This window comes from Microbacterium festucae (assembly GCF_025421715.1).
In the GTDB taxonomy this organism is placed as follows: Bacteria; Actinomycetota; Actinomycetes; order Actinomycetales; family Microbacteriaceae; genus Microbacterium; species Microbacterium festucae.
Map to the genome: position 1 here is coordinate 498,891 of NZ_JAOEFC010000003.1, position 24,754 is coordinate 523,644.

Below are 24,754 nucleotides of genomic sequence, written 5' to 3' on the forward strand. Positions count from 1 at the left end.
CTCGTCGATCGCTTCGCGCCGTGAGTGGCGGCCATCGCGCGCGGTGCGGCAGGATGCAGGAAGTCGAGATCGAAGGAGACGGCGCTGGACGACCTGACCGAACTGCTCAGTCGTGAGCAGGAGCTGCTCGGCGACGCGCCCGCCCCGACCGATCCCGCTCCGCGGCGGGGCCGACGCATCGGTCTCATCGTGGCCGCCCTCGTCGTGGTGCTGCTGCTGGTGGTGCCGGCCGGCTATGTGGCCTGGGCGCTGTCGGCCGCGCTGCCCGACCCGGTCGAGACCTCTGCCGTCCCCGCGGTGGCGACGGTGCCGCCGGCGGCGCTCGCCGCTCCGACCGTCGGCGCGTTCGCGATCTCGGTCGCGGGCGCCGATGACTACCTGGGACCCGACGCGGCCGGCATCTGGGCCGCGGGCGGGGGCGACCAGCCGCTGCCGATGGCGAGCATCAGCAAGCTCGTCACCGCACTGGTCGTGCTCGACCGCCACCCGCTCACCCACCCGACCGACGCCGGGCCCGCCATCACGTTCGACAAAGCGGCCCACGCGCTCTACGACGAGTACTACGTGCGGGGCGCCACCATCGCACCCATGCCCACCGGCACCACCATGTCGCTGCGCGAAGCGCTCGCCGCCATGCTCCTGCCGTCGGCCAGCAACTACGCCGAGGCGGTGGCGGGCTGGGCCTACGGCTCGCAGGGCGCGTTCCTCAGCGCGACGCGGCGGTGGCTGGCGGCCAACGGCCTGACGCAGACCACCATCGTCGAACCCACCGGCATCGATGCGCGCAACACCAGCACGACCGCCGACATGATCGCCCTCGGCCGCCTCGCCGCCGCCAACCCGGTGGTCGCCTCGCTCGCCCGCACCCCGTCTCTCGACATCCCCGGCGCCGGTGTGGTGAGGAACACGAACCCGATGCTGGGCGAGCTCGGCATCACGGGGCTGAAGACCGGCACCCTCGAAGAGAGCGGCTCGAACCTGCTCTACACAGCCAGCCTGGATGTGGGACTCGAGGCGCCGCTGAGCATCGTCGGCGTGCAGCTGGGCGCCGAGGGCCGCGCCTCGCTCGAGCAGAGCGTGCGCGGCCTGCTGCAGAGCATCGCCGGCGGGTTCGACGTCGTGCCGCTGGCCGAAGAGGGACGGCTGGTGGGCACCTACGAGACCCCGTGGGGGAGCGAGGCGCGCATGGTGCTCAGTGCCGACGCGTCGCTGTTCACCTGGCGCGGGCGCCCTGTCACCGCCACCATGGAGACCCAGACCCCCACCACCTGGCTCGACGGCGAACAGGTCGGCACCGTCTCCTGGACCGACGGACTGCGCACCACCTCGGTGCCGGTGCGCATCGAGGGCGACATCACCGAGCCCGACGCCTGGTGGCGGCTCACCCACCCGGGGGAGCTCCGCTGACCACCCGCGCATGCGGATGGCAGAGTGGTGACCATGGTCGACGACGCGAGTGAACTGGCGGCGCTGCGCGCCCGGGCCTACGGCGCCGACGCCGACATCCACGACGACCCCGACGCCCTGCGCCGGCTGACCGCGCTCGAAGAGGCCGGCCGCCGCGCCCGCACCGCGCCGCCGGCGCCACCGCTCGTCACCACCGTGCCGCGGTCGGGCGGCACACCCCGGGCCCATCGCGCTCCGGCCACCGCGACGCCGACGGATGCCGGAGCGTCGGCCGATCCCGACGGCGTCGACGCCCTCGGGTCGGCGCCCCCGGAGAACGACGAGCCTCCGGTGCGGCGCTGGCGCACCGCCGCGCTGCTGCTGGCCTGCGCCGCGACGGCAGTGGTGACCGCAGCTCTCACGGCGGGGGTCGTGCTGCCGCTGAGCCTCCTGGCCGGCGACACCTCGCCCCGCCCGATCGCGGTGCTGCACGTCGACCCCGATGCGGAAGGGGACGAGACATCGCCCGGCGACGGCGCCGCACGATACGACGACTTCTACGGGATGCGGATCAGCAGCGGCGAGTACGACGAGACCGGCGGACGCTGCATCACGATCATGCCCGACGCGGCCCTGAGCGGCACCTCCACCGGCGTGTGCTCCGCGCCCGGGCTCGAGCCGAGCATCGACCTGACGGTGATGGACGGGCAGGTGGGCGAAGGCGTGATCGAGCGGTACGCCCCGGGCACCACCCTGCGGTTCACTCTCGCCGGCGACGAGGTGCGGGTCTACATCTCAGAGCCGCCCGCCACCTGACGGCCGCGACCCCACGGCCGCGCGGTTATCCACGGCGCGGCGCCCGCCGGCATCCGATGGCCGGTGGCTACCCTCGGTGGCGTGAACGATCAACCCATCGTCATCGACAGTGAGACCGATCCGACGGTCGTGCTCGGCTACGACTGACCGACGGCAGTCGCCCAGACGTCAGACGGCAGACGCCAGACGCCAGTCGTCAGTTCGCGGCGTCGTACGCCTCGAGCACGGCGGCGGGGATGCGGCCGCGCTCCGAGAGCGTGTAGCCGTTGGCGGCCGCCCACGTGCGCACCGGCGCGTAGTCGCGCTGACCCGAGCGGCGCTGGGTGCGTGCTCCGGCGCGCGGCGCCGGAGCCGAGCCGCCGCGGGGCGAGCCCGCACGCGCCGACACCGAGCGGCCCGCCGCGATGTAGGGGGCGAGCGCGTCGCGCAGGCCCGCGGCGTTCTCGTCGGTGAGATCGATCTCGTAGGCGGTGCCGTCCAGAGAGAAGAGGACCGTCTCGCCGGACCCGACCTCCAAGACGGTGCCGTCCAGGTCGTCGACGAGCTGATGCACGATTCTGCGGGTCATGCCGGAAGCCTAGTGGCGCCCGGCCCCGCGGCGCCGCACATTCGTGCGGCTGATCAGGGGAGCAATCCCGCGCGGCGAGCGCGGGCGACGGCGGCGTGCCGCGTCGAGGCATCCAGCTTCGACATCGCCGACTGCAGGTAGGACTTCACGGTGCCCTCCTTCAGCGACAGCGCCGCGGCGATCTCGGCGTTGGTCGACCCGAGGGCGGCGCACGCGAGCACGTCGGTCTCGCGCGGCGACAGGCGCACGTCGAGTTCGAGATCGTGCGGCTCGCCGTCGTTCGAGAGCGCGGCCAGCCGCCGCTCCAGCACCGACAGGCGCGAACGGATGCCGGCATCGGCGACCTCGGAGGCGATGCTGCGCAGCTCGGCGTAGGTCTCGCGCAGCTCTTCGCGGGCACGCGCGTCGATGCCGGTGTCGGAGGGGACGGCTGCCAGCGACAGGTGGCGCTGCACTTCGTCGCGCACGCGCAGCTCGGTCGCGAAGTCGGCGGCGACCTGCACGGCGGTGCGCGCGGTGGCCTCGCCGAAGCGCGAGGTCTGCCACGACCCGCAGTACAGCACGCTGCGCGTGCGCCCCGAGACGACCACGGGCACGGCGAACAGCGTCGAGATGCCCTCGCCCAGGATCACGCGGTCGTAGTCATGGGTGATGTGACGCGACGAGCGGTAGTCGAGGGCCAGCCGGGGGCGGCGCTCGACCATGGCGCGGCCGCCGAGGCCGCGGGTGGCGCGCACGACGAGGCCCGACAGGTGGGGGGTGCGGCTGCCGACGACGGCGGTCATCTCCACGGCATCCTGCACTTCGTAGCCGCCGAACGCCACAGGCAGCCCGGTGCGAGAGGCGAGATCACCCACCGCGCGGGCGAGCAGATCGTCCTCGGATGCGAGGCCGGTGGATGCCATCGCGTGCTACCTACTTCCGGGGGTGACGACCACGTCACCCGTTTTCGTAGCGTCGACGATACCACGCGGCCGGTCGACGGAGACCGGCCGCGGGAGCGCGCTCCCGTCATGAGGCAAGGAGGCCACATGTCCGCACCGTCCGATGGCTCGCCCCCCGGAATCGACCCCCCGGGCATCGACTACATCGCCGTCGAGGAGTCGCCCCGATTCGTCGAACTGCGGCGCACGCATCGCAGCTTCGTGTGGCCGCTCACCGTCGCCTTCCTGGTCTGGTACTTCGCCTACGTGCTGCTGTCGTCGTTCGCGACGGAGTTCATGGCCACGCGGGTGTGGGGTGACGTGACCATCGGCCTGCTGCTGGGCCTCGGGCAGTTCGTCACCACGTTCGCCATCACCATGGGCTACGTCAGCTACGCCAACCGCCGGCTCGACCCGATCTCATCCGAGATCCGCGCCGACCTCGAACAGCGGGAGGCCCGCTCATGACGCTCCGACCCGCTCAAGGACCCTGGGAGGCGGTCACCGCCGCCGTGGAGACGGTGGAGAACAACCCCATCCTCAACATCTCGATCTTCGGGGCCTTCGTCGCGGTGACGCTGTTCATCGTCATCCGCGCCAGCCGCAACAACAAGACCGCCGCCGACTACTACGCGGCCGGCCGCTCGTTCACCGGCCCGCAGAACGGCTTCGCGATCGCCGGCGACTACCTGTCGGCCGCCTCGTTCCTCGGCATCGTCGGGGCGATCGCCATCAACGGGTACGACGGGTTCCTCTACTCGATCGGCTTCCTGGTGGCGTGGCTGGTGGCGCTGCTGCTGGTGGCCGAGCTCATGCGCAACACCGGCAAGTTCACGATGGCCGATGTGCTGGCCTTCCGCCTCAAGCAGTCGCCGGTGCGCATGGCCGCGGCCATCACGACCCTCGCGGTGTGCTTCTTCTACCTGCTGGCCCAGATGGCGGGCGCCGGCGGACTGGTCTCGTTGCTGCTGGGCATCAACGACAAGATCGGCCAATCGGTGGTCGTCGCCGTGGTCGGCGTGCTCATGATCGTCTACGTGCTCGTCGGCGGCATGAAGGGCACCACCTGGGTGCAGATCGTCAAGGCGTTCCTGCTGATCGGCGGGGCGATCGTGATGACCATCTGGGTGCTCGCTATCAACGGCTTCAGCCTGAACACGCTGCTGGAGAGCGCGGTTGCCGCCTCGGTCACCGACCCGAAGGACGCCATCCTCGGGCCGGGACTGCAGTACGGCAAGAACCCGTGGGACTTCATCTCGCTGGCCATCGCGCTGGTGCTCGGCACGGCGGGTCTGCCGCACGTGCTCATGCGCTTCTACACGGTGCCCACCGCCAAGGAGGCGCGGCGCTCGGTCGTGTGGGCGATCTGGCTGATCGGCCTGTTCTACCTGCTGACGCTCGTGCTCGGTTACGGCGCGGGTGCCCTCGTCGGACCCGAGACGATCGCGGGCGCGCCCGGCGGGGTCAACTCCGCCGCGCCGCTGCTGGCCCTCGCCCTCGGCGGACCGGTGCTGCTGGGCTTCATCTCCGCGGTCGCCTTCGCCACGATCCTCGCCGTGGTCGCCGGTCTCACGATCACCGCCGCGGCCTCGTTCGCCCACGACATCTACGCGAACGTCGTGAAGAAGGGCAACGTGCCGCCCGACGGCGAGGTGAAGGTCGCCCGGCGCACCGTCATCGTGATCGGTGTGCTCGCGATCCTCGGCGGCATCGGCGTGCAGGGGCAGAACGTCGCGTTCCTCGTGGCGCTCGCCTTCGCCGTGGCCGCCTCGGCGAACCTCCCGACGATCATCTACTCGCTGTTCTGGCGCCGCTTCTCCACTCGCGGCGCGGTGTGGAGCATGTACGGCGGGCTCGCCGCCGCGGTCATCCTCATCGTGCTCTCGCCGGTGTTCTGGGGAACCGAGACCAGCGTGTTCAAGAACGTCGGCACCGCCATCTGGCCGCTCAACAACCCGGGCATCGTGTCGATCCCGCTGGGGTTCTTCCTCGGCTGGCTCGGTTCGGTCACCTCACGGCGCGCCGAGGATCGCGCCAAGGCCGCGGAGATGGAGGTGCGCTCGCTCACCGGCTACGGCGCCGAGAAGGCCGTCGACCACTGACGACCGCGCACTCCTGACAGCCGCGTCGCGGCGGGCGGCCTACACGCCCGCCGCGACGCGGTCTTCCAGGTCGAGCAGGAAGCGCTTGACCTCGGGGTGCCCGCCGTACTCGCCGATCGAGCCGTCGGCCCGCACGACGCGATGGGCGGGCACCACGATCGAGATCGCGGTGCGCGCGCACGCCGACCCCACCGCGCGGTGCGCCCCGGGCGAGCCGGCGAGCACGGCGATCTCGCCGTACGACGCGGTCTGCCCGTAGGGCACCGACTGCACGCTCTCCAGCGCCCGACGGGTGAAGCCCTCCGCGAACCACCAGTCGATCGGCAGATCGAACGCGCGCCGGTCGCCGGCGAAGTACTCGTCGAGCTGCGCGGCGACGGCGGCCGTGGCCGCAGGGTCTTCCCGCGGCACCGCGTGCAGGGCCAGGCCGATGCCCGCCAGCGCCGCGTCGTGCGGCCCGTCGAGCAGATGAAGGGCGGCCAGGCCCGCGTCGGTCGTCACGATGAGGGCCTGGCCGATCGGTGTCGGGTGCACCGAATACGCTGCGGAAGACATGGCCCCATCATGGCGTGCACGTCGGATGCCGCCGGCCCGGCCGCCGGCATCCGTGGACAGATCGCGGCGAGGGCGCCCTGTGGAGGAAGCTGCGGCGCACAGCGCGCCGAAACGCGGTGCAATCACGGAAAACGCGCGGGTCAGACGCGGGGTTCGCGTGATCCGCGCCTAAGGTGTCTCGTGTGTGGCGAGGAGAAGGTGGCGCCGTGCGAGGCATGGATGATGCCACGTACGACGATTCAGTGACCCCCGACGCGATCGACTTCTCGGAGCAGGGTGTGGTCGTCACGAACGTGGCGGAGCCGCAGCGTGCCCGCATCCGGGAAGAGTCGGCGCAACTGGGCGGGCGCTCGACGCTGCTGCACTACACCGACCACGGTGACGCCGGCATCGACATCACCAAGGCCCACCCCGGCAGCCTGCCGCAGTTCATCACCGGCCGCTCCACGCTGCTGTCTAATCTCTTCCGCGACGAGGTGGCCCTGCGCACCGCGCGCCTGGCCGCCGAGCGCATCGTCGCCAAAGACGTCGAGCTGCGCACCGCGCGCGGGCTCGACGCCGTGCACCTGGCCGTCGGCGTCGCCTCGTGGCGCATCGGCGGCGTGGGCTACGCCGCCCCCGTGCTGCTGCGCCCGCTCGCCATCCGGCGCCACCACACCGACGTCGAACTGAAGCTGCACGGCGCGTTCCGCATCAACCCCGAGCTGGTCACCGCCGCGCGCACCCACTTCGGCATCGCCCTCGACGGCAGCGCGCTGGCCGCCCTCGCCCACGACGGCGGCGTGTTCAAGCCGCAGCCGGTGATCGACCACCTGCGCGCCCTCACCTCGCACATCCCCACCTTCACGGTGCAGCCGCGGCTGGTGGTGTCGACCTTCGCCGACGTCTCGGGGAACATGGAGCGCGACGCCGCGCACCTCGACCACCCGATGCTCAACGCGCTCGCCGGGCACATCGCCGACCGCGAGTCGGTGTCGCTCGTGCGTGCGGTGCCGGCCCTGGTCAGCTCCGACGAGCGCCCCCCGGCATCCGATCGGCTGCTGCTGGACGCCGATGCCGAGCAGGAGAAGGTGCTCGCGCGCATCGTGGCCGGTCAGCCGCTGGCCGTGCACACGCTGCCCGGCACCGGCGGCACCCAGACCGTCATCAACGCGATCGGCGAGCTGGTGCGCGCCGGCAAGCGCGTGCTGGTCGTCAGCACCCGCCGCTCCACGCTCGACGGCGTGCGTCACCGGCTGGCCGGTATCGGCCTGCAGGGGCTCGCCGTCTCGCCCTCGCAGCCGCACCGCGACCTCATCCGCGCCATCGCGCGCAACGAGAAGGCCGAGCCGCCCAAGGTCGCCGATGTCGACGACGCGCTGGTGCGCCTGCGCGCCGTGCTGCGCGACTACCGCGGCGCGCTCACCCAGCGCCACCCGGCGCTCGGCGTCTCGCCGCTCGAGGCCCTGCGCACCCTCGCCACGATCTCGTCGGCCACCCTCGCACCCACCGCGCAGACGCGCTTCGACGTGTCGGTGCTGCAGTCGCTGTCGAACCGGCGCGCCGAGGCCGCCGAGGCGCTGTCGACGGCGGCGCGACTGGGCGAGTTCCGCTTCGGGCCCGACGATTCGCCCTGGTACGGCGTCGCCTTCGCCACGACGGATGCCGCGCGCTCCGCGCATGCGCTCGCCCGCCGCCTGCACCGCACCGACGTGCCCGCCATCCTCGAGCGCGGCTACGAGCTGATCGCCCAGACGCGCATGCGTCCCTTCGGCACGGTCGCCGAGCTCGGCGCCTACGTGAAGCTGCTGCAGGGCATCCGCGGGTCGCTCGACCGCTTCAGCCCCACCGTCTTCGAACGCCCCCTCGGCGAACTCATCCAGGCCCACGCCACGCGCCGCGACGCGCCGTCGATGACCGGCGCCAACCGCCGCCGCCTGCGCCACCTGTCGAAGGAGTACGTGCGGCCCGGCATGCACGTCACCGACATGCACGAGGCCCTCTCGCGCGTGCAGCAGCAGCGCGGACAGTGGCAGCAGGTCGTCGAGAGCGGCGTCACCCCCGAGATCCCGCTGGGCCTCGACGACGTCGCCACCGCGTGGCAGCGCGTGAACGCCGACCTCGCCGAGCTCGACCGCGTGCTCGGGCGGCAGATCCCGCTCGCCTCCACGCCCATCGCCCAGCTGCTGCGCACCCTGGCCGGGCTGGCCGCCGACTCCGACGTGTTCGACAACCTCGTCGAGCGGGCCCAGCTGCGCGACCGCCTCGCCCAGCTGGGGCTCGACACGCTGCTCACCGAGCTGTCGGTGCGCCACGTGGGCGAAGAGCGCGTGGCCGCCGAGTTCGAGTTCGTCTGGTGGCAGTCGGCCCTCGAGGCGATGCTGCGCAGCGACCGCGCGCTGCTGGGCGCCAACACCGCCGTCGTCGACCGCCTCGAGCGCGACTACCGACTCGTCGACGAGGCCCACGCCGGCTTCGCCGGTCCGCAGCTGGCGGCCGAGCTGGCCACCCGCTGGAAGATCGCCATCGTCGATGAGGCGGGGGAGACCGCGGCGCTGAAGACCGCGCTGCGCGGGGGCACCGCCACGGCATCCGAGATTCTCGCGACCGCGCCGACGCTGCTGCGCACTCTCGCGCCGGTGTGGCTGGCCTCGCCCTACGAGGTGCCGCAGATTCCCGACACCGAGGCCTTCGACGTGCTGCTGCTGGCCGACGCGGCCGCCGTGTGCCTCACCGAGGCGGCCCCGGCCCTGCGCCGCGCCCGCCAGGTGGTGGCCTTCGGCGACCCGGTGACCCAGAAGCCCACGCCGTTCCGGGTGGGCGCCGGTCGCAGCGACGACGACGAGCCCGAGGTGCCCTTCGACGCGGTGAGCGTGTTCGAGCGCCTCGCCGAGCTGGTGCCGGTCGAGACCCTCACCCGCAGCTACCGCGCCGGCGGCGAAGACCTCGCCGAGCTGGTCAACGACGCGTTCTACGGCGGCGAGCTCGTCTCGCTTCCGTGGGCGGGCTCGTACCTCGGCCGCGGCAGCCTCAGCGTCGACTACGTCGAAGGCGGCACCGGCACGCCCGACCCTGAGACCGGCGCCGTCGAGAGCCCCGATGCCGAGGTCGCCCGTGTGGTGAGCCTCGTCGTCGAGCACGCCGTCAACCGCCCCACCGAGTCGCTCATGGTCGTCACCGCCTCGACCCGGCACGTCGAGCGCGTGCGCGCGGCCGTCGCCGAAGCCTTCGCCGGCCGCTCCGACGTGGCCGAGTTCGTCTCGCGCGACACCGCCGAGCCGTTCGCGGTGCTGGGGCTGGAGGAATCGGTCGCCGAGAGCCGCGACCGCGTCGTGTTCTCGCTCGGCTTCGGGCTCACCAAGCACGGTCGCGTGCTCACCGACTTCGGCGACCTGTCGCGCGAAGACGGCGAGCGGCTGCTCACCGTCGGCATGACCCGTGCCCGCCGCTCCATGGTGATCGTCTCGTCGATCCGGCCGTCCGCCTTCGACGAGGGGCGGCTCGAGTACGGCGCCGCCACTCTCATGTCGATCCTCGGCGGCATCGCCGCCCGCGCCCGTGAGGCGCGGCTGGAAGACCTCGCCGACCCGCTGACCCTGTCGCTCGCGCAGCAGCTGCGCAGCCTCGGCATCTCGGTCGACGTCGACTACCGCGGTCTGCTGCCGCTGGTGGCCCAGTACCAGGGCAAGGCCGTGGTCGTCGAGAGCGACCCCGAGACCACGGGGGAGTCGCTGCGCGAGTCGCTGCGACTGCGCCCCCAGATCCTGCGCCGGCTCGGCTGGCACTACGTGCGCGTGCACTCCTTCGACCTGTACAGCGACCCCGCCGGCGTCGCCGCCCGGGTCGCCGCGATCCTCGGCGCCCCGCCCGACACACCCAGCGCGCAGGTGCCCACCCAGCCGATCGACGGCCTGCGGTGACGCCAGCAGACGACCGGCAGCGCATCGAGCGGATGCCGGGACGCCGCCGCGCCCGCCTCACTCCGGCGCCCGGCACCGATGCCGAGCCGGCGGCTGCCGACGACCGCACCGCGGCGCGGGCTGCAGACGCGAAAGAGGCGGGACCCAACGACGACCGGATGCGTCGCGAGGTCCCGCCCCATTACTGAGCCGCGGGTGTGTCGGGCTGAGGGCGTCGGGAGGTACGGGTCGGGTCGGCCGTGCCGAGTTCGGAGCCCGTCACCAGGATCGGAGTTTCTGGGCCGATTCCTCCGACCCGGGCGCCGATCTCCGAGATGGGTGCGCGTGAGGGGCTGTGACCGCACAGGGTCGTGGGGCTCTCGGTGTGACGCCCGGCACTCGGGCCCTCCCGGATCCACGCCCCGCGGCATCCGCACGCCTTACCGGATTCGGAGAACCTGGCCTCACCGGATTCGGAGACCAGCTCCAGAATCGGATGCTTTCGCCGCAATCCTCCGAACTGGGGCGCATCCTCCGAACTGGGGCGCACCCTCCGAACTGGGGCGCACCCTCCGAACTGGGAGCCACCCTCCGAACTGGGGGCCTCCGAACTGGGGCGCGCCCTCCCGAGACGGGTGCACAGAGGGCGCGAGTGACGGTCCAGCTCCGCAGCCCGCGGCATCCGCACGCCTCACCCGATTCGGAGACCAGCTCCAGAATCGGATGCTTTCGCCGCAATCCTCCGAACTGAGGCGCGCCCTCCGACGTAGGCCCACAAGTGCGCGTGACGCACGTGAGCTGCGGGGTCAGACCTTCGGCGTCTGGTTCTTCTCCAGCAGGTCGCGGATCTGGATGAGCAGCTCCTGCTCGGTGGGCAGCGGCTCCTCGGCGTTCTCGTTGACGCCGGCCTTGGCCGCCTGACGGCTCTTCCAGACGTTCATCGGGTAGACGAAGACGAAGTAGACCACGACCGCGACGGCGACGAAGCCGATGAGCGCGCTGATGAGGTCGCCGATCGGGAAGGTGACGGTGCCGCCGTAGAGGTCGGGCACGGGGAAGCCCATCTTGCCGGACGCGTCGGGCTTCCAGAAGATCGCGATGAGCGGGTTGATGATCGCGGCGACGACCGCATTCACCAGCGCGGTGAACGCGGCGCCGATGACGACCGCGACGGCCAGATCGATGACGTTGCCGCGGAGGATGAACTCCTTGAAGCCTTTGATCACGTGGGTGCTCCCTCTATCGCCGGCTTCTGCCGGGTTACGACCCCGACGGTGCGGGTGAGGCCTTCGCCTCGGACTTCGATGATGGCGAAGATCCGCCGGAGGCGCCACCCGAGCCCTGGCGGGAGTCGGTGCGGTAGAAGCCCGAGCCGTTGAAGGTCACGCCCACCGCGCCGTACTGCTTGCGCAGCGTTCCGCCGCACTCGGGGCACTCGGTGAGGGCGGCGTCGGCGAACGACTGCACGGCGTCGAAGGCGTGACCGCACTGCTTGCAGGCATACGAGTAGGTGGGCATGGGGCTCCTTCGAGCGGTCCTCAGCGGGCGTGGGCTGCGAGGGTGATGGTCTGGGTGGGCGTCACGACGCCCGACACCGGCTGGTCGTGCAGGTCGCGGGGGACCTCGTCGACCAGTTCGGAGTCGAAGATGACAGCGTAAACCGGCGGGCACTTCTCCATCGAACCGAGGGTCTTGTCGAAGAAGCCGCGCCCCCAGCCCAGGCGCATCCCGGTGCGGTCGACGGCGGCCGCAGGGATCAGCAGCAGATCGACGTCGTTGAGGGCGAGCGGGCTGAGTACATCGGCCACCGGCTCGGGAAGGCCGAACAGCCCCTCGGCGATGTCGACGTCGGGGGTCGCGACGGCCCAGTCGAGCAGCCCGTCGGCGCGGGTGATGGGCAGCAGCACGCGGATGCCGCGGCTCACGGCATCCGTCACGAACGCGTGCGTGCCGGGCTCGGTGGGGGTGGACAGGAAGCACGAGACCGAGCGGGCGCCGGTGGCGGCCACGAGGGCGTCGAGCTGCTGCTTCACACCCGCTTCGGCGGTCTCCAGCGATGCCTGGGAGCGCTGCTGGCGCCGCTCGCGGAGATCGGCTCGCAGGGCCCGTTTGGCGTCGCCGATGGCATCCGTCATGCGTCCGATTGTAGGCGCGGATTGCCGGCACGTCGGAGGCGCCCGCTATCGTGAAGCCATGTCGCACCGCGCACTCAAGGCCGTCGTTCCCGCCGCAGGCCTCGGCACCCGCTTCCTGCCCGCCACCAAGGCGCTCCCCAAGGAGATGCTGCCCGTGGTCGACAAGCCGGCCATCCAGTACGTGGTCGAAGAAGTCACCCGCGCCGGCATCCGCGACACCCTCATCATTCTGGGGCGCAACAAGAACGCGATCTCCAACCACTTCGACTCGGTGCCCGAGCTCGAGGCGAACCTCACCAACAAGGGCGACGTCGAGAAGCTGCAGCGCGTGCAGGCCTCGACCGACCTCGCCGACATCCACTTCGTGCGCCAGGGCGAGCCCAAGGGCCTCGGGCACGCCGTGCTGCGCGCGAAGGCGCACGTCGGCGACGAGACGTTCGCGGTGCTGCTGGGTGACGACCTCATCGACGAGCGCGACACCCTGCTCGAGACGATGCTCGACCAGAACGAGCAGACCGGTCTGACCGTCGTGGCGCTCATGGAGGTCGACCCCGACCACATCCACATGTACGGCGTGGCGTCGGTGGAGCCCACCGACAACCCCGACGTGGTCAAGGTCACGGGGCTCGTCGAGAAGCCCAAGAAGGAGGACGCGCCCTCCAACTACGCCGTCATCGGCCGCTACGTGCTCCCCGCGAAGGTGTTCGAGATCCTCGAGCGCACCGAGCCCGGCAAGGGCGGCGAGATCCAGCTGACCGATGCCCTGCAGGAGCTGGCCGTCACCGACGGCGTGCTGGGCGTCGTGTTCCGCGGTCGCCGCTACGACACCGGCGATAGGGTGGACTACATCAAGGCCATCGTGCAGCTGGCGACGGACCGGAGCGATCTCGGTGCCGACCTGCGGCCCTGGCTGAAGGACTTCGCCGCGACGCTCTGACGCGTCGCAGCCCGCGAACCGAGCGACTGGGGGTGCGGCATGGACCTGACGGTGCCCCGCCGCTACGGCCCGGTGTCGATACGTCTCGTGCGCGCGCGCGACGCGCGCCCGCTGCAGTCCGAGCTGATGTCCAACCGCTCGTGGCTGCGGCCGTGGGAGGCGACGAGCCCCGACGGTCCGGTGTCGTTCGACATGCGGCTGTCGATCCGCCGCCTGCTGCAGCAGTACCGCGACGGCGGCGGCGTGCCCCTGGTCATGGAGTACGACGGCGACGTCGCCGGGCAGCTGAACGTGTGGGGTCTCGCCCGCGGGTCGCTGTCGTCGGCGACGATCGGCTACTGGGTGAGCGAGCGCTTCGCCGGCCGCGGCATCACCCCCACCAGCGTGGCGCTGGCCACCGACCTGTGCTTCCAGGAGCTGCGTCTGCACCGGATGGAGATCTGCATCCGGCCCGAGAACCAGGCGAGCCTGCGCGTGGTCGAGAAGCTCGGCTTCCGCTACGAAGGCCTGCGCCGGCGGTACATCCACATCGACGGCGACTGGCGCGATCACTACGCGTTCGCGCTCGTGCGCGAAGAGGTGCCCGAGGGTGTGCTCAACCGCTGGGTGGCGGGTCGCGCCCCGCTGGATGCGGCGACCGTGCCGCTCGCAGATCGGATGCCGCAGCGCCCGGACGAGGCGTCGAGCCGCGCGTGAAACCTTCGAGTTCAACTCGAAGCTGAGACACGCGGACGGATGCGCGGGCTGCGCGGCATCCTGCCCCTACCGTTGTCGGCATGGGTGGACAGGTCTTCGGCGGTGGGGTGGTCGTGCTCGTGGCCGTCGTGCTGTGGCTGGTCTACCTGTTGCCGTCGTGGCACGGCCGCTACCGGTACAACGCGTCGGAGCGCAACGCCGTGCGCCTGAGCCAGGCCCTGCGCGTGCTCGCCGAGACCAGCGAGACCCCCGACGAAGTGCGCATGGAGCTGACGGCCCGTTCGGCCCTCGCCCAGCAGAAGCTCGCCCGTCGGATGCAGGCCGACATCGAGCGCGCCGACCGCGACCACGCCCGCGCCGCCCAGGAGGCCGAGCGCGCGCAGGCGCTGGCCGATGCCGCCGTCGCCCGCCAGCGGGCCCTCGCCGAGCGCGACCGCGCGCTGGCCGCCGCAGCTGCCGCGCACGCCGCGCCGGCCGCACGCCTGGCCCGCGCCCGTCGCCGGGCGCGCCTGACGACCACCGTCATCGCCCTCGCCGCACTGGTGCTGGCCGGTTGGGGCGGCTGGCAGCTCGCCCTCGGCGCCGCGCCCACGCTGCTGATCGCCGGTGCGCTCACCGTCGTCGGCTGCCTCGTCGTGCTGCAGCGCATGGCTTCGGTGCAGCGTCGTGCCGGCGTGCGCGTGACCGCCGCGCCGCAGGCCCGTTCCCTCGCCGATCTGCAGGATGTGCAGGACGTGTCGCTGGCCTCTGACCGCGTCGCCTGGACTCCGCGCGAACTGCCCCGTCCGCTCACGGCGTCGGCCGGCTCCCGCGCCGCCGCCGTGCTCGACGAGGCCGAGGCGCGCGACGCCTTGCGCCGCGCCGCGCTCGAAGAGGCGATGCGTGAGCGCGCTGCCAAGTCCGCACCCCGCGCCATCGACCCCGCTCGTCGCGAGCGCGCGGCCGCCCTGGCCGGCCCCGGCGACGACACCGCCATCGAGGCGCACGTGCGCGACCTGCTCGCCCGTCGCGCGTCGGGCCAGTAAGACCCGCACGCCCGTCGCGCCTCGGGCCAGTAGAGCCCGCACTAGGACCCGCACGCCGGCCGCGCCGACGGGCGCCGCGCACGACACTCGCCGCGCAGGGCCCCTCAACCGGAAGGCCGGTCAGCCCGCGAGCAGGCGCCCACCGCCGACGACGACCTCGCGGCGCGGCATCCGCACCAGCGCGTCCATCGGGTTCTCGGCGTCGATGAGCACGATGTCGGCGCGGTCGCCGACGGCCAGGCGCGCGGCCGGCAGGCCCGCGAACCCGGCGGAGGCTCCCGTGGCGATCTCCATCACGCGGTGCAGGTCTTCGTCGCGCACGAGGCTCGACGAGCGCGCGTACTGCCACGCGATGCCCAGCAGATCGCCGGTGCCGTACGGGCTCCACAGGTCGCGGATGCCGTCGGTGCCGAATCCGAAGCGCACCCCTGCCTCATCGAGTTCGTGCAGTGGCAGCTGGGGGAGGCGCAGCGGGGCGACCGTGGTCATCGATACGTCCAGCGCCCCCATCCGCTGCAACAGGTCGCGGCGGCGCACGGCGTCGAGCTGGGCGACGGCGAACCCGTGCGCGATGTTCACGCGGCCCGCCAGGCCCAGTCGCTCGGTGCGCTCGAGGATCAGCTCGATCTGGAACGCGCCCAGCTCGGCCGGGTCGTGCAGGTGGATGTCGACGCCGGCACCGGTCTCGGCGGCGAGGGCGAGGATCGCGTCGATCTGACCGACCGGGTCGCGGTCGATGGTCGCCGGGTCGAGCCCGCCGATGTGCTCGGCGCCCGCGTGGGCTGCCTGTGCCAGCCGCTCCATCACACCCGGGCGGCGCAGCACGCCGTCTTGCGGGAAGGCGACGACGGTGACGGTGACGGCGCCCTCGTAGGCGGCGGCGGCTTCGCGCACGACCTCGATGCCCCGCAGCCCCAGGCCCGGGTCGACGTCGACGTGGGTGCGCAGCGCGGTGGTGCCGGTCTCGACCGACCGGGCGAGCACCCGCGCGGTGATCGGCACCGACGGGATGCCGAGCTCGTCGCGGCGCGCCCGCTCGTGACGGATGCGCCCCTCGGTGCCGCCCTCGCCGCCATACGACTGCCACGGCAGCCCCCACCACGACTTGTCGACGTGCGCGTGCGCGTTGACGAAGCCGGGGAGGGCGAGCAGGCCCCGGCCGTCGATCTCGCCCGTCGTGACCGGGTGGGAACCGGCGGGGGAGAGGGCGGTGATCGTGTCGCCGTCCACCACGATGTCGACGGCTTCACCACCCCAGGGACGGACGTTGCGGACGGCGGAGACGGGGGTCGAGACGATCGGCATCCGTCCATTCTCGCGCCGCCCGCGGTGTGCGGGACGGCCGCGCGTGCGTGATAGTGTTGTCGAGTTCTCGGGCCTGTGGCGCAGTTGGTAGCGCGCTTCGTTCGCAATGAAGAGGTCAGGGGTTCGAATCCCCTCAGGTCCACCGCAGACAGATGAAAGCCCCTCCACGGAGGGGCTTTCATCGTTGACGGGCGCCGTTCTCACACCGTCCGCCGTCGCCGTGTGAGAAGACTGTTCACGCCCCGACACGCAATCGGAAAAGGCCCCGAAACAGCCGCGCCGTACCGTCTCCTCCATGACAGCGCGCACACAGCCCCCCACTCGGGACCGGACACGCCTGGTGGTGGTGGGCGCCGGGATGGTCGCCCACCGCTTCGTCGAGAGCCTGCTCGACGACGCGCCCGACGGTTCCGGGGCGCACGCGCCGTTCGAGATCACCGTGCTCGGCGAAGAGGGTCGCGCCCCCTACGACCGCGTCGCTCTCACCAGCGTGCTCACCGGCGGCACCGTGGCTGGCCTCACGCTCGACGAGCAGGTGCTCGCCGACGACCGCGTGCGCTTCGTGCCCGACGACGCGGTGCGCCGCATCGACCGTGACGAGCGCGCCGTCGTCACCGAGTCGGGTGCGCGCCACGAGTACGACCACCTCGTGCTGGCCACCGGCTCATACGCCGCACGCCTCGCCGTCGAGGGGTTCGACCTGCCCGGATGCTTCGTCTACCGCACCGTCGCCGACGTCGAGGGACTGGCCGATTTCGTCGCCGCCCGCAGCGCCGAGCTCGGCCGCCGGCTCACCGGCTATGTGATCGGCGGCGGCCTGCTCGGCCTCGAGGCCGCCGGCGCCCTGCAGGGACTCGACGTCGACTGCACGATCGTGCAGTCCAGCGACCGGCTCATGTCGGCGCAGCTCGACGCGCCCTCGGGCGGGATGCTCCGCCGCCTCATCGAAGCGCGCGGCATCGGCGTGCGCACCCAGACGATCACCACCTGCCTGCGCCCCGACCGCTCCGGCCGGGTGGCCGAACTCGAGTTCCGCGACGGGTCGACCGCCGGGGCCGACGTCGTCGTGTTCACCGTGGGCGTGCGCCCTCGCGACCAGCTGGCCCGCGAGGCGCAGCTGGAGTGCGACCCGCGCGGCGGGGTGCGCATCGACGGTGCGTGCCTCACGAGCGACCCGGCGATCTCGGCGATCGGCGAGGTGGCCAGCTTCGACGGCGCCGCCGTGGGCCTGGTCGCCCCCGGCTACGCCATGGCCGAGGTGGCCGCCACGCGCCTGCGCGGCGGCGAGGCCGCCTTCGCCGGCTACGACCTGTCGACAAAGCTGAAGTTGTCGGGCGTCGACGTGGCGAGCTTCGGCGACGCGTTCGCCACCACGCCCGGCGCGCTGGATGTCACGTACGCCGACCCGGTGACGGGCGTGTTCAAGAAGCTCGTGCTCTCGGACGACGCCAAGACGCTGCTCGGCGGCATCCTCGTCGGTGACGCCTCGGCCTACGGCACGCTGCGGGCGCTCGTCGGCGCCGACCTCGGCGCCGACCCCGCCGCCTACCTGCTCCCCGCCGACGGGGTGGCCGCACCCTCGGGCGAGCTGCCCGACGACGCCGTCGTCTGCTCGTGCTCCACGGTCACCGCCGGTCGCATCCGCCAGGCCGTGCATGAGGACGGCTGCGTCGACGCGGCAGAGGTCAAGGCCTGCACCAAGGCGGGCGCCACCTGCGGGTCGTGCTCGGCGCTGGTGGGACGCATCGTCGGCACCGAGCTCACCAAGCTCGGCAAAGAGGTCTCCCTCGCCCTGTGCGAGCACTTCGACATGTCGCGCCGGCAGCTCTTCGACGCCGTGCGCGTCTCGGGGCTCGGCACCTTCAGCGCCGTCATCGAGCGCTTCGGCCGCGGCCGCGGGTGCGACATCTGCAAGCCGGCGCTGGCCAGCATCCTCGCCGTGCTCACCGGCACGCACGTGCTCGACGGCGAGAACGCGACCCTGCAGGACACCAACGACCACGTCATGGCCAACATGCAGAAAGACGGCACCTACTCGGTCGTCCCGCGCATGCCCGGCGGCGAGGTCACCCCCGACGGCCTCATCGTGATCGGCGAGATCGCCCGCGACTTCGGGCTCTACACCAAGATCACCGGCGGCCAGCGCGTCGACATGTTCGGCGCCCGGCTCGAGCAGCTGCCCGACATCTGGAAGCGCCTCGTGGATGCCGGATTCGAGTCCGGCCACGCCTACGGCAAGTCGCTGCGCACCGTGAAGTCGTGCGTCGGCTCGACCTGGTGCCGCTACGGGGTGCTGGACTCGGTGGGGATGGCAGTGACGCTGGAGCTGCGCTACCGCGGACTGCGCGCCCCCCACAAGCTCAAGCTCGGCGTCTCGGGGTGCGCCCGCGAGTGCGCCGAAGCGCGCTCGAAGGATGCCGGCATCATCGCCACCGAAGCCGGCTGGAACCTCTACGTCGGCGGCAACGGCGGCTTCACCCCGCGGCATGCCCAGCTGCTGGCCGAAGGGCTCGACGACGAGGGGCTCATCACGGCGATCGACCGGTACTTCATGTACTACATCCGCACCGCCGACCGGCTGCAGCGCACGGCCCCCTGGGTCGAAGCCCTCGAGGGCGGTCTGGAGGGTCTGCGCGAGGTCATCTTCGACGACAGCCTCGGCATCTGCGACGATCTCGACGCGGCGATGGCACGCCACATCGAAGGCTACGAAGACGAGTGGGCCGCCACCCTCGCCGACCCCGAGAAGCTCACCCGCTTCCAGTCGTTCGTGAACGCGCCCACCACCCCCGACCCGTCGCTGGCCTACGTCGCCGAGCGCGGCCAGGTGCGTCCGGCCACCGCCGGCGAGCGGGAGAGCGGCGTGTTCATCGCCGGCACCACGCTGGAGGTGCGGCGATGACCCTGTCGATGCCCGCCCGCACGAGCACGTGGCGCCGTGTCTGCGGCGTGGCCGACCTCGAGGTGGAGCGCGGACGCGCCGCCCTGATCGACGGCGTCCAGGTGGCGCTCGTGCTCACCCCCGACGGCGCCGTCTGGGCCGTCGACAACCTCGACCCCTACTCGGGCGCCCACGTCATCTCGCGCGGGATCGTCGGCACACGCGGCGCCGCGCCCACCATCGCCTCGCCGATGTACAAGCAGGCCTGGGATCTGCGCAGCGGCGTGTGCGTGCAGACGCAGGGCAAGGAACCTCGCGCGCTGCGCACCTGGCTCGTCGAGCGCCGCGGCGACGACGTGATGATCTACTGGGAGGACCCGGCATGACCACGATTCTCGGCATCCCGCTCGCCGGCCGCGATGTGCTGATGGTGGGCGGCGGCGCGGTCACCGCGCGCCGCCTGCAGCGCTTCGCGGCAGACGGCGCCCTGGTGCGCATCGTCGCCCCGGCCCTCGCGCCCGAGACCCGCGCGCTCGTCGACGGCGCCGCCGCCACCTGGACGCCGCGCGCCTTCGCAGCCGGCGACCTCGACGGCGCCTGGCTCGTGCACACCGCCACCGGCGACCCCCGCATCGACCTCGATGTCGCCGCCGCGTGCGAGCGCAGCCGCATCCTGTGCATCAACGCGTCCGACGGCGCCCACGGGTCGGCGCGACTCACCGCCCAGACGACGTCGGGCGACGTCGCGGTGGGCGTGGTCTCGGATGCCGGTGTCGATCCCGGCCGTTCGTCGCGGGTGCGCGACGCCATCGGCACGCTGCTGCACGACGGCGCGCTGCCGGTGCGCCGTCGTCGCCGTGCCGCGGCCGGGCGGGTCGACCTCATCGGCGGCGGCCCGGGACCGGCCGACCTCATGACGGTGCGCGCCCGGCGCCTGCTCGCCGAGGCCGATGTGGTCGTCGCCGACCGGCTGGGACCGGCCGAGGAGATCCTTCCCCACCTCGACCCCGACGTGCTCGTGATCGACGTCGGCAAGGCGCCCGGCGCGCACCCGGTGCCGCAGGACGAGATCAACCGGCTGCTGGTCGCCCACGCCCGCGACGGCCGCCGCGTCGTGCGCCTCAAGGGCGGCGACCCGTTCGTGTTCGGCCGCGGCGGCGAGGAAGTGCTCGCGTGCCTGGCCGCCGGCGTGCCCGTCGACGTGGTGCCCGGCGTCACGAGCGCGGTCTCGGTGCCGCAGGCCGCCGGCATCCCGGTGACCCATCGCGGCACGTCGGCCGCGGTGCACATCGTCAACGGCCAGGCCGAGATCTCGGCCACCACGCTCGCGGCCATGGCCGACCCGGCCGTGACCACCGTCGTGCTCATGGGTGTTGCGGCCCTTCCCCGCCTCGTGGCCGCGGCCCTGCGCGCCGGCGCCCCGGCGGGCACGCCCGTCGCCATCGTCGAGAGCGGGCACACCCCGCGGCAGCGCACCACCCACGCCACGCTCGGCACGATCACCGAGGCGGCGACCGCGGCCGGGGTGCGCAACCCCGCCGTCATCGTCGTCGGCGACGTCGCGGCCGCCGGATTCCTGTACTCTGCTCGGTCATGGCAGGACGCGGCGACGAGGTGACCACGCAGACGCGCGCGCCGTTGTCGTCCGCGCTGCAGGGATGCTCCATCGTGATCGCCGTCGACCGCCGTGCCGGCGAGCTCACCGCGGCCCTCGAGCGTCACGGTGCCGCGGTGCGCCAGGCGCCGGCGCTGAGCATCGTGCCGCACGTCGACGACGCGGCGCTGCTCGAGGCGACGCGCGCGATCATCGCCGACCCGCCCGACATCGTCGTGGCCACCACCGGCATCGGCTTCCGCGGCTGGATGGAGGCGGCTCTCGAGGCCGATCTCGCAACCGAGCTCACCGCCGCCCTCGGGGGTGCGGTGATCGTCGCCCGCGGGCCCAAGGCGCGCGGCGCCATCCAGCAGGCAGGCCTGGCCGCCGACTGGGTGGCCGAGTCCGAGACCTCGGCAGAACTCGGCGCCTACCTGGTGGATGCCGGTGTGGCGGGCAAGCGCATCGCCGTGCAGCACCACGGCTCGGGCTCGGACGGGCTCGACGAACTCTTCGAGGAGCACGGCGCCGAGATCGTGAGTCTCACGGTCTACCGGTGGGGCCCGCCCGCCGACCCCGTCGCCGTGCAGCGGTCGGTGCAGCTGACCGCCGCCGGCGAGGTCGACGCGGTGCTGTTCACCTCGGCGCCCGGAGCGAGCGAGTGGCTCGCCGCCGCCGAGCGCGAGGGCGTGCTCGACGAGGTGCGTCGCCGCAGCGGCGGCGGCCGGCTGCTGATCGCGTCGGTCGGTCCCATCACCGCGGGACCGCTCACCGACGCCGGACTCGCGGTGACCATCGCCGATCGGGGCCGCCTGGGCTCGCTCGTGCGCAGCGTCGTGCATCACTTCTCGGGTGCGGGTGTGCCGCAGATCGCCACCGTCGCCGGCGACCTGTCGCTGCGCAGCGGCGGCGCCGTGCTCGACGGCGCGTTCGTGCCGCTCTCGCGCACCGGGGTCGATCTGCTGACCCTGCTGGCCGACAACCCCGGCGCGGTCGTCAGCCGCACCCGGCTGCAGACCGCGCTCTCGCGGGCGTCGCTGAGCCCGCACGCCGTGGAGATGGCCGTCGCGCGGGTGCGCGAGGCGCTCGGCGCGCCCGAGGTCATCAAGACGGTCGTCAAGCGCGGCTACCGCCTGAACACGGTCGACGACGCATGAGCGCGCTCATCGCGTGCGCGCACGGCACCCGTTCGCCCGAGGGCCAGGCCACCGTGGCCGCCCTCGTCGACAGGGTGCGCACGCTCCTGCCGGGAGTGGCCGTGCACGACGCCTTCGTCGACGTGCAGCAGCCCGAGATCGACGATGTCGTCGCCGCCGCCGACGATCCGCCGGTGGTCGTGCCGGTGCTGCTCTCGCGCGGCTTCCACACCCGCGTCGACATCGCCCGCGCGGTGCGCTCGCGCGAGGGATCGCGCCAGACCGCCCCGCTCGGCCCGCATCCGCTGCTGGCCGAGGTCTTGCGCGACCGCATCGTCGCCGCCGTCGAACTCGCACCCGGCGACCACGTCGTGCTCGCCGCAGCCGGGTCGACCGATCCGCGCGCCGAAGACGACGTCGCCGCCCAGGCCGACCTGCTGCGCGCCCTGCTGACGGTGCCGGTCTCGGTCGGCTTCGCCGCCGGCACGACGCCGACGATCGCGGATGCCGTCACGGCGGCGCGGCACGGGGGAGCGGCCCGGGTGATCGCGGCCAGCTATGTGCTCGCGCCGGGCTACTTCGCCGACGTCGTCGTGCGGGCCGGAGCCGACGTCACCACCGATGTTCTCGGTGCCGACGAGCGGCTGGCCCGCGTCATCGTCGAGCGCTACCGCGACGCCTGAGTCTCGGCGGCCGCCTTCTCGCGGGCACGCAGGTCTTTGCGGAGGATCTTTCCGGCCGCCGACTTCGGGATGGCCTCGACGAACTCCACCCGGCGCACCTTCTTGTAGGGCGCGACGTGCTCGGTGACGAAGGCGATGACGTCGTCGTCGGTGAGGGGCGACGCTGCGCCGGGCGCGGCGACGACGAACGCCTTGGGAATCTCCTCGCCGTCGTCGCGGGCCACGCCGATCACCGCGGCATCCATCACCTGCGGATGCGACAGCAGCAGTGCCTCGAGCTCGGCCGGGGCGATCTGGTAGCCCTTGTACTTGATCAGCTCCTTCACCCGGTCGACGATCTGGTACCAGCCGGCCTCGTGGCGCACCGCCACATCGCCGGTGTGCAGGAACCCGTCGGCATCCAGCGTCTCGGCCGTCGCGTCGGGGCGACCGAGGTAGCCGAGCATCACATTCGGCCCCTTCACCCACAGCTCGCCCGGACCGGTGAGGCCGTCGTCGCCCGCCTCGGTGATCTCGGCGCCGGTCTCGGTGTCGACGATCTTGCAGGTGGTGTTGGGCAGCGGTGTGCCCACCGAGCTCACCGGGATGTCGTCGCGGTCGAACGGCATCGCGTGCGAGACGGGGCTCAGCTCGCTCATGCCGTAGCCCTGCAGCATGCGCGCGCCGATGCGGCGCCCGGCGAGCTCCGCCGTCTCGCCGTCGAGCGGCGCGGCGCCCGAGAAGACCGTGTGCACCGTGGAGATGTCGTACTCGTCCACGAGCGGGTGCTTGGCCAGGGCCACCGCGATCGGCGGCGCGATGTACAGGTACGTGCAGCGGTGCCGCTGGATGTTGTCGAGGAAGGCCGGCAGCTCGAACCTCGGCATCGTCACCAGGCTCGCCCGCTGGCGCAGCGCCAGGTTGAGCAGCACCGTCATGCCGTAGATGTGAAAGAACGGCAGCACGGCCAGCACGCGATCGGTGGCGCGCAGGTCGATGTTCACGCGGCACTGGGCCACGTTGGCGACGAGGTTGCGATGGCTGAGCATGACGCCCTTGGGGATGCCGGTGGTCCCCGACGAGTAGGGGAGCACCGCCACGTGGGTGGCCGGGTCGAACGAGACCTCGGGGGCGGGCGCGCCCTCGCCGAGCAGGGTGCGCAGGTCGGCGTGGCCCTCGGCCCCGTCGAGCACGATCAGGCGCTCGTCGGGGATGCCGGCGGATGCCGCAGCTTCTCGCGCCTGCGGCAGCAGGGGACTGATGGTCACGAGCCACTGCGCGGCGGCGTCGCCGAGCTGGGTGGTGATCTCGCCCGGGGTGTAGAGCGAGTTGATCGTGGTCACGGTGGCGCCCGCGCGCAGGATGCCGTGGAACACGGTGGCGAACGCCGGCACGTTGGGGCACAGCAGACCCACCACGGTGCCGACGCCGACGCCCCGCGCGGCCAGAGCGCCCGCGAACGCGTCGATCTGCGCCCGCAGCGCGCCATAGGTCGTCTCGGCGCCGGTCGCGCCGTCGACGAGGGCGATGCGGCCGAGGTCGTCGGGCTCGAGCGAGTCGAACAGATACGCGTAGACGCTCACGTCGGGAATGTCGACATCGGGGTAGGGGCTGGTGAACACGGATCGTCTCCCTCGAGGATCGGCGCAGGTCCGGCCACGTCGCCGGGTGGCTTCATCCTGACAGCCGGAAACCGGCCTGTCACCTGCGTGCTCGCGCGCGACACGCCCGGGATGCGGGCTGGATTTGCCCGATCCCCGGGATCCGCGTAAGTTTCTATTTGTTCGCCCCACAGGGAAGCGGAGAGGCAGAAGCCCCGCCCCTCAAGTGGTAAACATCACCCCCTTCAGAACCTCGTCAGAGGATCACGAGCTCCGGCTCATCGGAGGGGTTCTGGATGCTTCCAGCGGACGGTTCGTCGGCGGTCGCGATCAGGCAGAAATGCCGGATCGGCCGATTTGACAGCCACCGCGAGAGGTGGTCTAAGATAGAGAAGTTGCCCTGCAGGGAAGGCCGAGAGGCTGGAAGGCGGGAGCATCCGATCCTTGAGAACTCAACAGCGTGCACTTGTCAAATGCCAAATAACCTCGACTCCATCTTTTTGGTGGGGTGAGATTCCTTTGGATCAAGTCCAATCCTCTCTTGTGGGGGGTTG

At 72.2% G+C, this 24,754-nt stretch carries 22 protein-coding genes and 1 tRNA gene; 15 read left to right on the forward strand and 8 right to left on the reverse strand.

From position 1 onward, the window contains the following. Positions 1 to 24: 24 nt before the first annotated feature. Positions 25 to 1,407 (forward strand): D-alanyl-D-alanine carboxypeptidase family protein, encoded by a 1,383-nt coding sequence (locus N3K63_RS12715; RefSeq protein ID WP_261580546.1) that lies wholly within the window; start codon positions 25 to 27, stop codon positions 1,405 to 1,407. A 33-nt stretch (positions 1,408 to 1,440) separates the two neighbouring features. Beyond that, positions 1,441 to 2,202 carry a hypothetical protein gene (locus N3K63_RS12720; RefSeq protein WP_261580547.1) on the forward strand — a complete coding sequence of 254 codons (762 nt, stop codon included), beginning with the start codon at positions 1,441 to 1,443 and terminating at the stop codon, positions 2,200 to 2,202. A gap of 196 nt (positions 2,203 to 2,398) precedes the next feature. On the opposite strand, the gene N3K63_RS12725 is transcribed toward N3K63_RS12720, so the two are convergent. Together N3K63_RS12725 and N3K63_RS12730 are read right to left on the reverse strand one after the other, a co-directional pair. Next, positions 2,399 to 2,770 carry a histone-like nucleoid-structuring protein Lsr2 gene (locus N3K63_RS12725; protein WP_261580548.1) on the reverse strand — a complete coding sequence of 124 codons (372 nt, stop codon included), beginning with the start codon at positions 2,768 to 2,770 and terminating at the stop codon, positions 2,399 to 2,401. Between the two features lie 53 nt (positions 2,771 to 2,823). Beyond that, positions 2,824 to 3,675 (reverse strand): LuxR C-terminal-related transcriptional regulator, encoded by an 852-nt coding sequence (locus N3K63_RS12730; RefSeq protein ID WP_261580549.1) that lies wholly within the window; start codon positions 3,673 to 3,675, stop codon positions 2,824 to 2,826. 126 nt (positions 3,676 to 3,801) lie between these two features. On the opposite strand from N3K63_RS12730, the gene N3K63_RS12735 reads away from it, so the two are divergent. Both N3K63_RS12735 and N3K63_RS12740 read left to right on the forward strand, forming a co-directional pair. Then, a complete protein-coding gene (locus N3K63_RS12735; RefSeq protein ID WP_261580550.1) occupies positions 3,802 to 4,161 on the forward strand; it encodes a DUF485 domain-containing protein in 360 nt (119 codons plus the stop codon). Then, entirely contained in the window at positions 4,158 to 5,795 is a 1,638-nt protein-coding gene (locus N3K63_RS12740) for a solute symporter family protein (RefSeq protein ID WP_261580551.1), read from the forward strand. The genes N3K63_RS12735 and N3K63_RS12740 overlap by 4 nt, the downstream gene beginning before the upstream one ends. Positions 5,796 to 5,834: 39 nt before the next feature. Here N3K63_RS12740 and N3K63_RS12745 read toward each other — a convergent pair whose 3' ends face one another. Then, the gene (locus N3K63_RS12745; RefSeq protein WP_261580552.1) at positions 5,835 to 6,350 is read right to left on the reverse strand and encodes a methylated-DNA--[protein]-cysteine S-methyltransferase; all 516 of its coding nucleotides are present in this window, start codon (positions 6,348 to 6,350) and stop codon (positions 5,835 to 5,837) included. A gap of 215 nt (positions 6,351 to 6,565) precedes the next feature. Between N3K63_RS12745 and N3K63_RS12750 the strand changes: the two genes are divergently transcribed. Both N3K63_RS12750 and N3K63_RS12755 read left to right on the forward strand, forming a co-directional pair. Continuing rightward, positions 6,566 to 10,249: an AAA family ATPase gene (locus N3K63_RS12750; RefSeq protein ID WP_261580553.1), complete on the forward strand. Its 3,684-nt coding sequence runs from the start codon at positions 6,566 to 6,568 to the stop codon at positions 10,247 to 10,249. Next, entirely contained in the window at positions 10,246 to 10,437 is a 192-nt protein-coding gene (locus tag N3K63_RS12755; RefSeq protein ID WP_261580554.1) for a hypothetical protein, read from the forward strand. Before N3K63_RS12750 ends, N3K63_RS12755 begins: the two co-directional genes overlap by 4 nt. Positions 10,438 to 11,034: 597 nt before the next feature. Here the strand turns inward: N3K63_RS12755 and mscL are convergent. Genes mscL through N3K63_RS12770 form a run of 3 tightly spaced genes read right to left on the reverse strand, consistent with a single transcriptional unit; the run spans position 11,035 to position 12,363 of the window. Further along, positions 11,035 to 11,454: a large conductance mechanosensitive channel protein MscL gene (gene mscL / locus N3K63_RS12760; RefSeq protein WP_261580555.1), complete on the reverse strand. Its 420-nt coding sequence runs from the start codon at positions 11,452 to 11,454 to the stop codon at positions 11,035 to 11,037. 34 nt (positions 11,455 to 11,488) lie between these two features. After that, the gene (locus N3K63_RS12765) at positions 11,489 to 11,746 is read right to left on the reverse strand and encodes an FmdB family zinc ribbon protein (RefSeq protein WP_261580556.1); all 258 of its coding nucleotides are present in this window, start codon (positions 11,744 to 11,746) and stop codon (positions 11,489 to 11,491) included. 20 nt (positions 11,747 to 11,766) lie between these two features. After that, complete coding sequence (locus N3K63_RS12770) at positions 11,767 to 12,363, reverse strand: 5-formyltetrahydrofolate cyclo-ligase (protein WP_261580557.1); 597 nt, start codon at positions 12,361 to 12,363, stop codon at positions 11,767 to 11,769. Positions 12,364 to 12,421: 58 nt separating this feature from the next. On the opposite strand from N3K63_RS12770, the gene galU reads away from it, so the two are divergent. The 3 genes from galU to N3K63_RS12785 all read left to right on the forward strand — a co-directional run bounded on the left by galU (position 12,422) and on the right by N3K63_RS12785 (position 15,021). Continuing rightward, positions 12,422 to 13,300, forward strand: coding sequence for a UTP--glucose-1-phosphate uridylyltransferase GalU (gene galU / locus N3K63_RS12775; RefSeq protein ID WP_261580558.1), 879 nt, complete (start codon positions 12,422 to 12,424; stop codon positions 13,298 to 13,300). 39 nt (positions 13,301 to 13,339) lie between these two features. Next, positions 13,340 to 13,996: a GNAT family N-acetyltransferase gene (locus tag N3K63_RS12780; protein ID WP_261580559.1), complete on the forward strand. Its 657-nt coding sequence runs from the start codon at positions 13,340 to 13,342 to the stop codon at positions 13,994 to 13,996. Positions 13,997 to 14,076: 80 nt separating this feature from the next. Then, positions 14,077 to 15,021 (forward strand): large exoprotein, encoded by a 945-nt coding sequence (locus N3K63_RS12785; protein WP_261580560.1) that lies wholly within the window; start codon positions 14,077 to 14,079, stop codon positions 15,019 to 15,021. Positions 15,022 to 15,141: 120 nt separating this feature from the next. Here N3K63_RS12785 and N3K63_RS12790 read toward each other — a convergent pair whose 3' ends face one another. Next, a complete protein-coding gene (locus N3K63_RS12790; RefSeq protein WP_261580561.1) occupies positions 15,142 to 16,326 on the reverse strand; it encodes an amidohydrolase family protein in 1,185 nt (394 codons plus the stop codon). Between the two features lie 69 nt (positions 16,327 to 16,395). Between N3K63_RS12790 and N3K63_RS12795 the strand changes: the two genes are divergently transcribed. The 6 genes from N3K63_RS12795 to N3K63_RS12820 all read left to right on the forward strand — a co-directional run bounded on the left by N3K63_RS12795 (position 16,396) and on the right by N3K63_RS12820 (position 22,620). Beyond that, positions 16,396 to 16,468, forward strand: a tRNA-Ala gene (locus N3K63_RS12795). Between the two features lie 153 nt (positions 16,469 to 16,621). After that, positions 16,622 to 19,228 carry a nitrite reductase large subunit NirB gene (gene nirB / locus N3K63_RS12800; RefSeq protein ID WP_261580562.1) on the forward strand — a complete coding sequence of 869 codons (2,607 nt, stop codon included), beginning with the start codon at positions 16,622 to 16,624 and terminating at the stop codon, positions 19,226 to 19,228. Then, complete coding sequence (locus tag N3K63_RS12805) at positions 19,225 to 19,593, forward strand: nitrite reductase (NAD(P)H) small subunit (protein ID WP_261580563.1); 369 nt, start codon at positions 19,225 to 19,227, stop codon at positions 19,591 to 19,593. Before nirB ends, N3K63_RS12805 begins: the two co-directional genes overlap by 4 nt. Further along, positions 19,590 to 20,825, forward strand: a complete 1,236-nt coding sequence (gene cobA / locus N3K63_RS12810; protein ID WP_261580564.1) for a uroporphyrinogen-III C-methyltransferase — start codon at positions 19,590 to 19,592, stop codon at positions 20,823 to 20,825. The genes N3K63_RS12805 and cobA overlap by 4 nt, the downstream gene beginning before the upstream one ends. Further along, the gene (locus tag N3K63_RS12815; protein WP_261580565.1) at positions 20,801 to 21,958 is read left to right on the forward strand and encodes a uroporphyrinogen-III synthase; all 1,158 of its coding nucleotides are present in this window, start codon (positions 20,801 to 20,803) and stop codon (positions 21,956 to 21,958) included. The genes cobA and N3K63_RS12815 overlap by 25 nt, the downstream gene beginning before the upstream one ends. Then, positions 21,955 to 22,620 (forward strand): sirohydrochlorin chelatase, encoded by a 666-nt coding sequence (locus N3K63_RS12820; RefSeq protein WP_261580566.1) that lies wholly within the window; start codon positions 21,955 to 21,957, stop codon positions 22,618 to 22,620. The genes N3K63_RS12815 and N3K63_RS12820 overlap by 4 nt, the downstream gene beginning before the upstream one ends. Here the strand turns inward: N3K63_RS12820 and N3K63_RS12825 are convergent. Further along, a complete protein-coding gene (locus tag N3K63_RS12825) occupies positions 22,605 to 24,221 on the reverse strand; it encodes an AMP-binding protein (protein ID WP_261580567.1) in 1,617 nt (538 codons plus the stop codon). The genes N3K63_RS12820 and N3K63_RS12825 overlap by 16 nt on opposite strands. Between the last annotated feature and the right edge of the window lie 533 nt (positions 24,222 to 24,754).

Excerpts from the sequence above, each read along its gene's own strand:
- N3K63_RS12720 (WP_261580547.1), top strand. The coding sequence starts at position 1,441 with ATGGTCGACGACGCGAGTGAACTGGCGGCGCTGCGCGCCCGGGCCTAC.
- N3K63_RS12725 (WP_261580548.1), bottom strand. The coding sequence starts at position 2,770 with ATGACCCGCAGAATCGTGCATCAGCTCGTCGACGACCTGGACGGCACC.
- N3K63_RS12730 (WP_261580549.1), bottom strand. The coding sequence starts at position 3,675 with ATGGCATCCACCGGCCTCGCATCCGAGGACGATCTGCTCGCCCGCGCG.
- N3K63_RS12735 (WP_261580550.1), top strand. The coding sequence starts at position 3,802 with ATGTCCGCACCGTCCGATGGCTCGCCCCCCGGAATCGACCCCCCGGGC.
- N3K63_RS12740 (WP_261580551.1), top strand. The coding sequence starts at position 4,158 with ATGACGCTCCGACCCGCTCAAGGACCCTGGGAGGCGGTCACCGCCGCC.
- N3K63_RS12745 (WP_261580552.1), bottom strand. The coding sequence starts at position 6,350 with ATGTCTTCCGCAGCGTATTCGGTGCACCCGACACCGATCGGCCAGGCC.
- N3K63_RS12750 (WP_261580553.1), top strand. The coding sequence starts at position 6,566 with ATGGATGATGCCACGTACGACGATTCAGTGACCCCCGACGCGATCGAC.
- N3K63_RS12765 (WP_261580556.1), bottom strand. The coding sequence starts at position 11,746 with ATGCCCACCTACTCGTATGCCTGCAAGCAGTGCGGTCACGCCTTCGAC.
- N3K63_RS12770 (WP_261580557.1), bottom strand. The coding sequence starts at position 12,363 with ATGACGGATGCCATCGGCGACGCCAAACGGGCCCTGCGAGCCGATCTC.
- galU (WP_261580558.1), top strand. The coding sequence starts at position 12,422 with ATGTCGCACCGCGCACTCAAGGCCGTCGTTCCCGCCGCAGGCCTCGGC.
- N3K63_RS12780 (WP_261580559.1), top strand. The coding sequence starts at position 13,340 with ATGGACCTGACGGTGCCCCGCCGCTACGGCCCGGTGTCGATACGTCTC.
- N3K63_RS12785 (WP_261580560.1), top strand. The coding sequence starts at position 14,077 with ATGGGTGGACAGGTCTTCGGCGGTGGGGTGGTCGTGCTCGTGGCCGTC.
- N3K63_RS12790 (WP_261580561.1), bottom strand. The coding sequence starts at position 16,326 with ATGCCGATCGTCTCGACCCCCGTCTCCGCCGTCCGCAACGTCCGTCCC.
- nirB (WP_261580562.1), top strand. The coding sequence starts at position 16,622 with ATGACAGCGCGCACACAGCCCCCCACTCGGGACCGGACACGCCTGGTG.
- N3K63_RS12805 (WP_261580563.1), top strand. The coding sequence starts at position 19,225 with ATGACCCTGTCGATGCCCGCCCGCACGAGCACGTGGCGCCGTGTCTGC.
- cobA (WP_261580564.1), top strand. The coding sequence starts at position 19,590 with ATGACCACGATTCTCGGCATCCCGCTCGCCGGCCGCGATGTGCTGATG.
- N3K63_RS12815 (WP_261580565.1), top strand. The coding sequence starts at position 20,801 with ATGGCAGGACGCGGCGACGAGGTGACCACGCAGACGCGCGCGCCGTTG.
- N3K63_RS12820 (WP_261580566.1), top strand. The coding sequence starts at position 21,955 with ATGAGCGCGCTCATCGCGTGCGCGCACGGCACCCGTTCGCCCGAGGGC.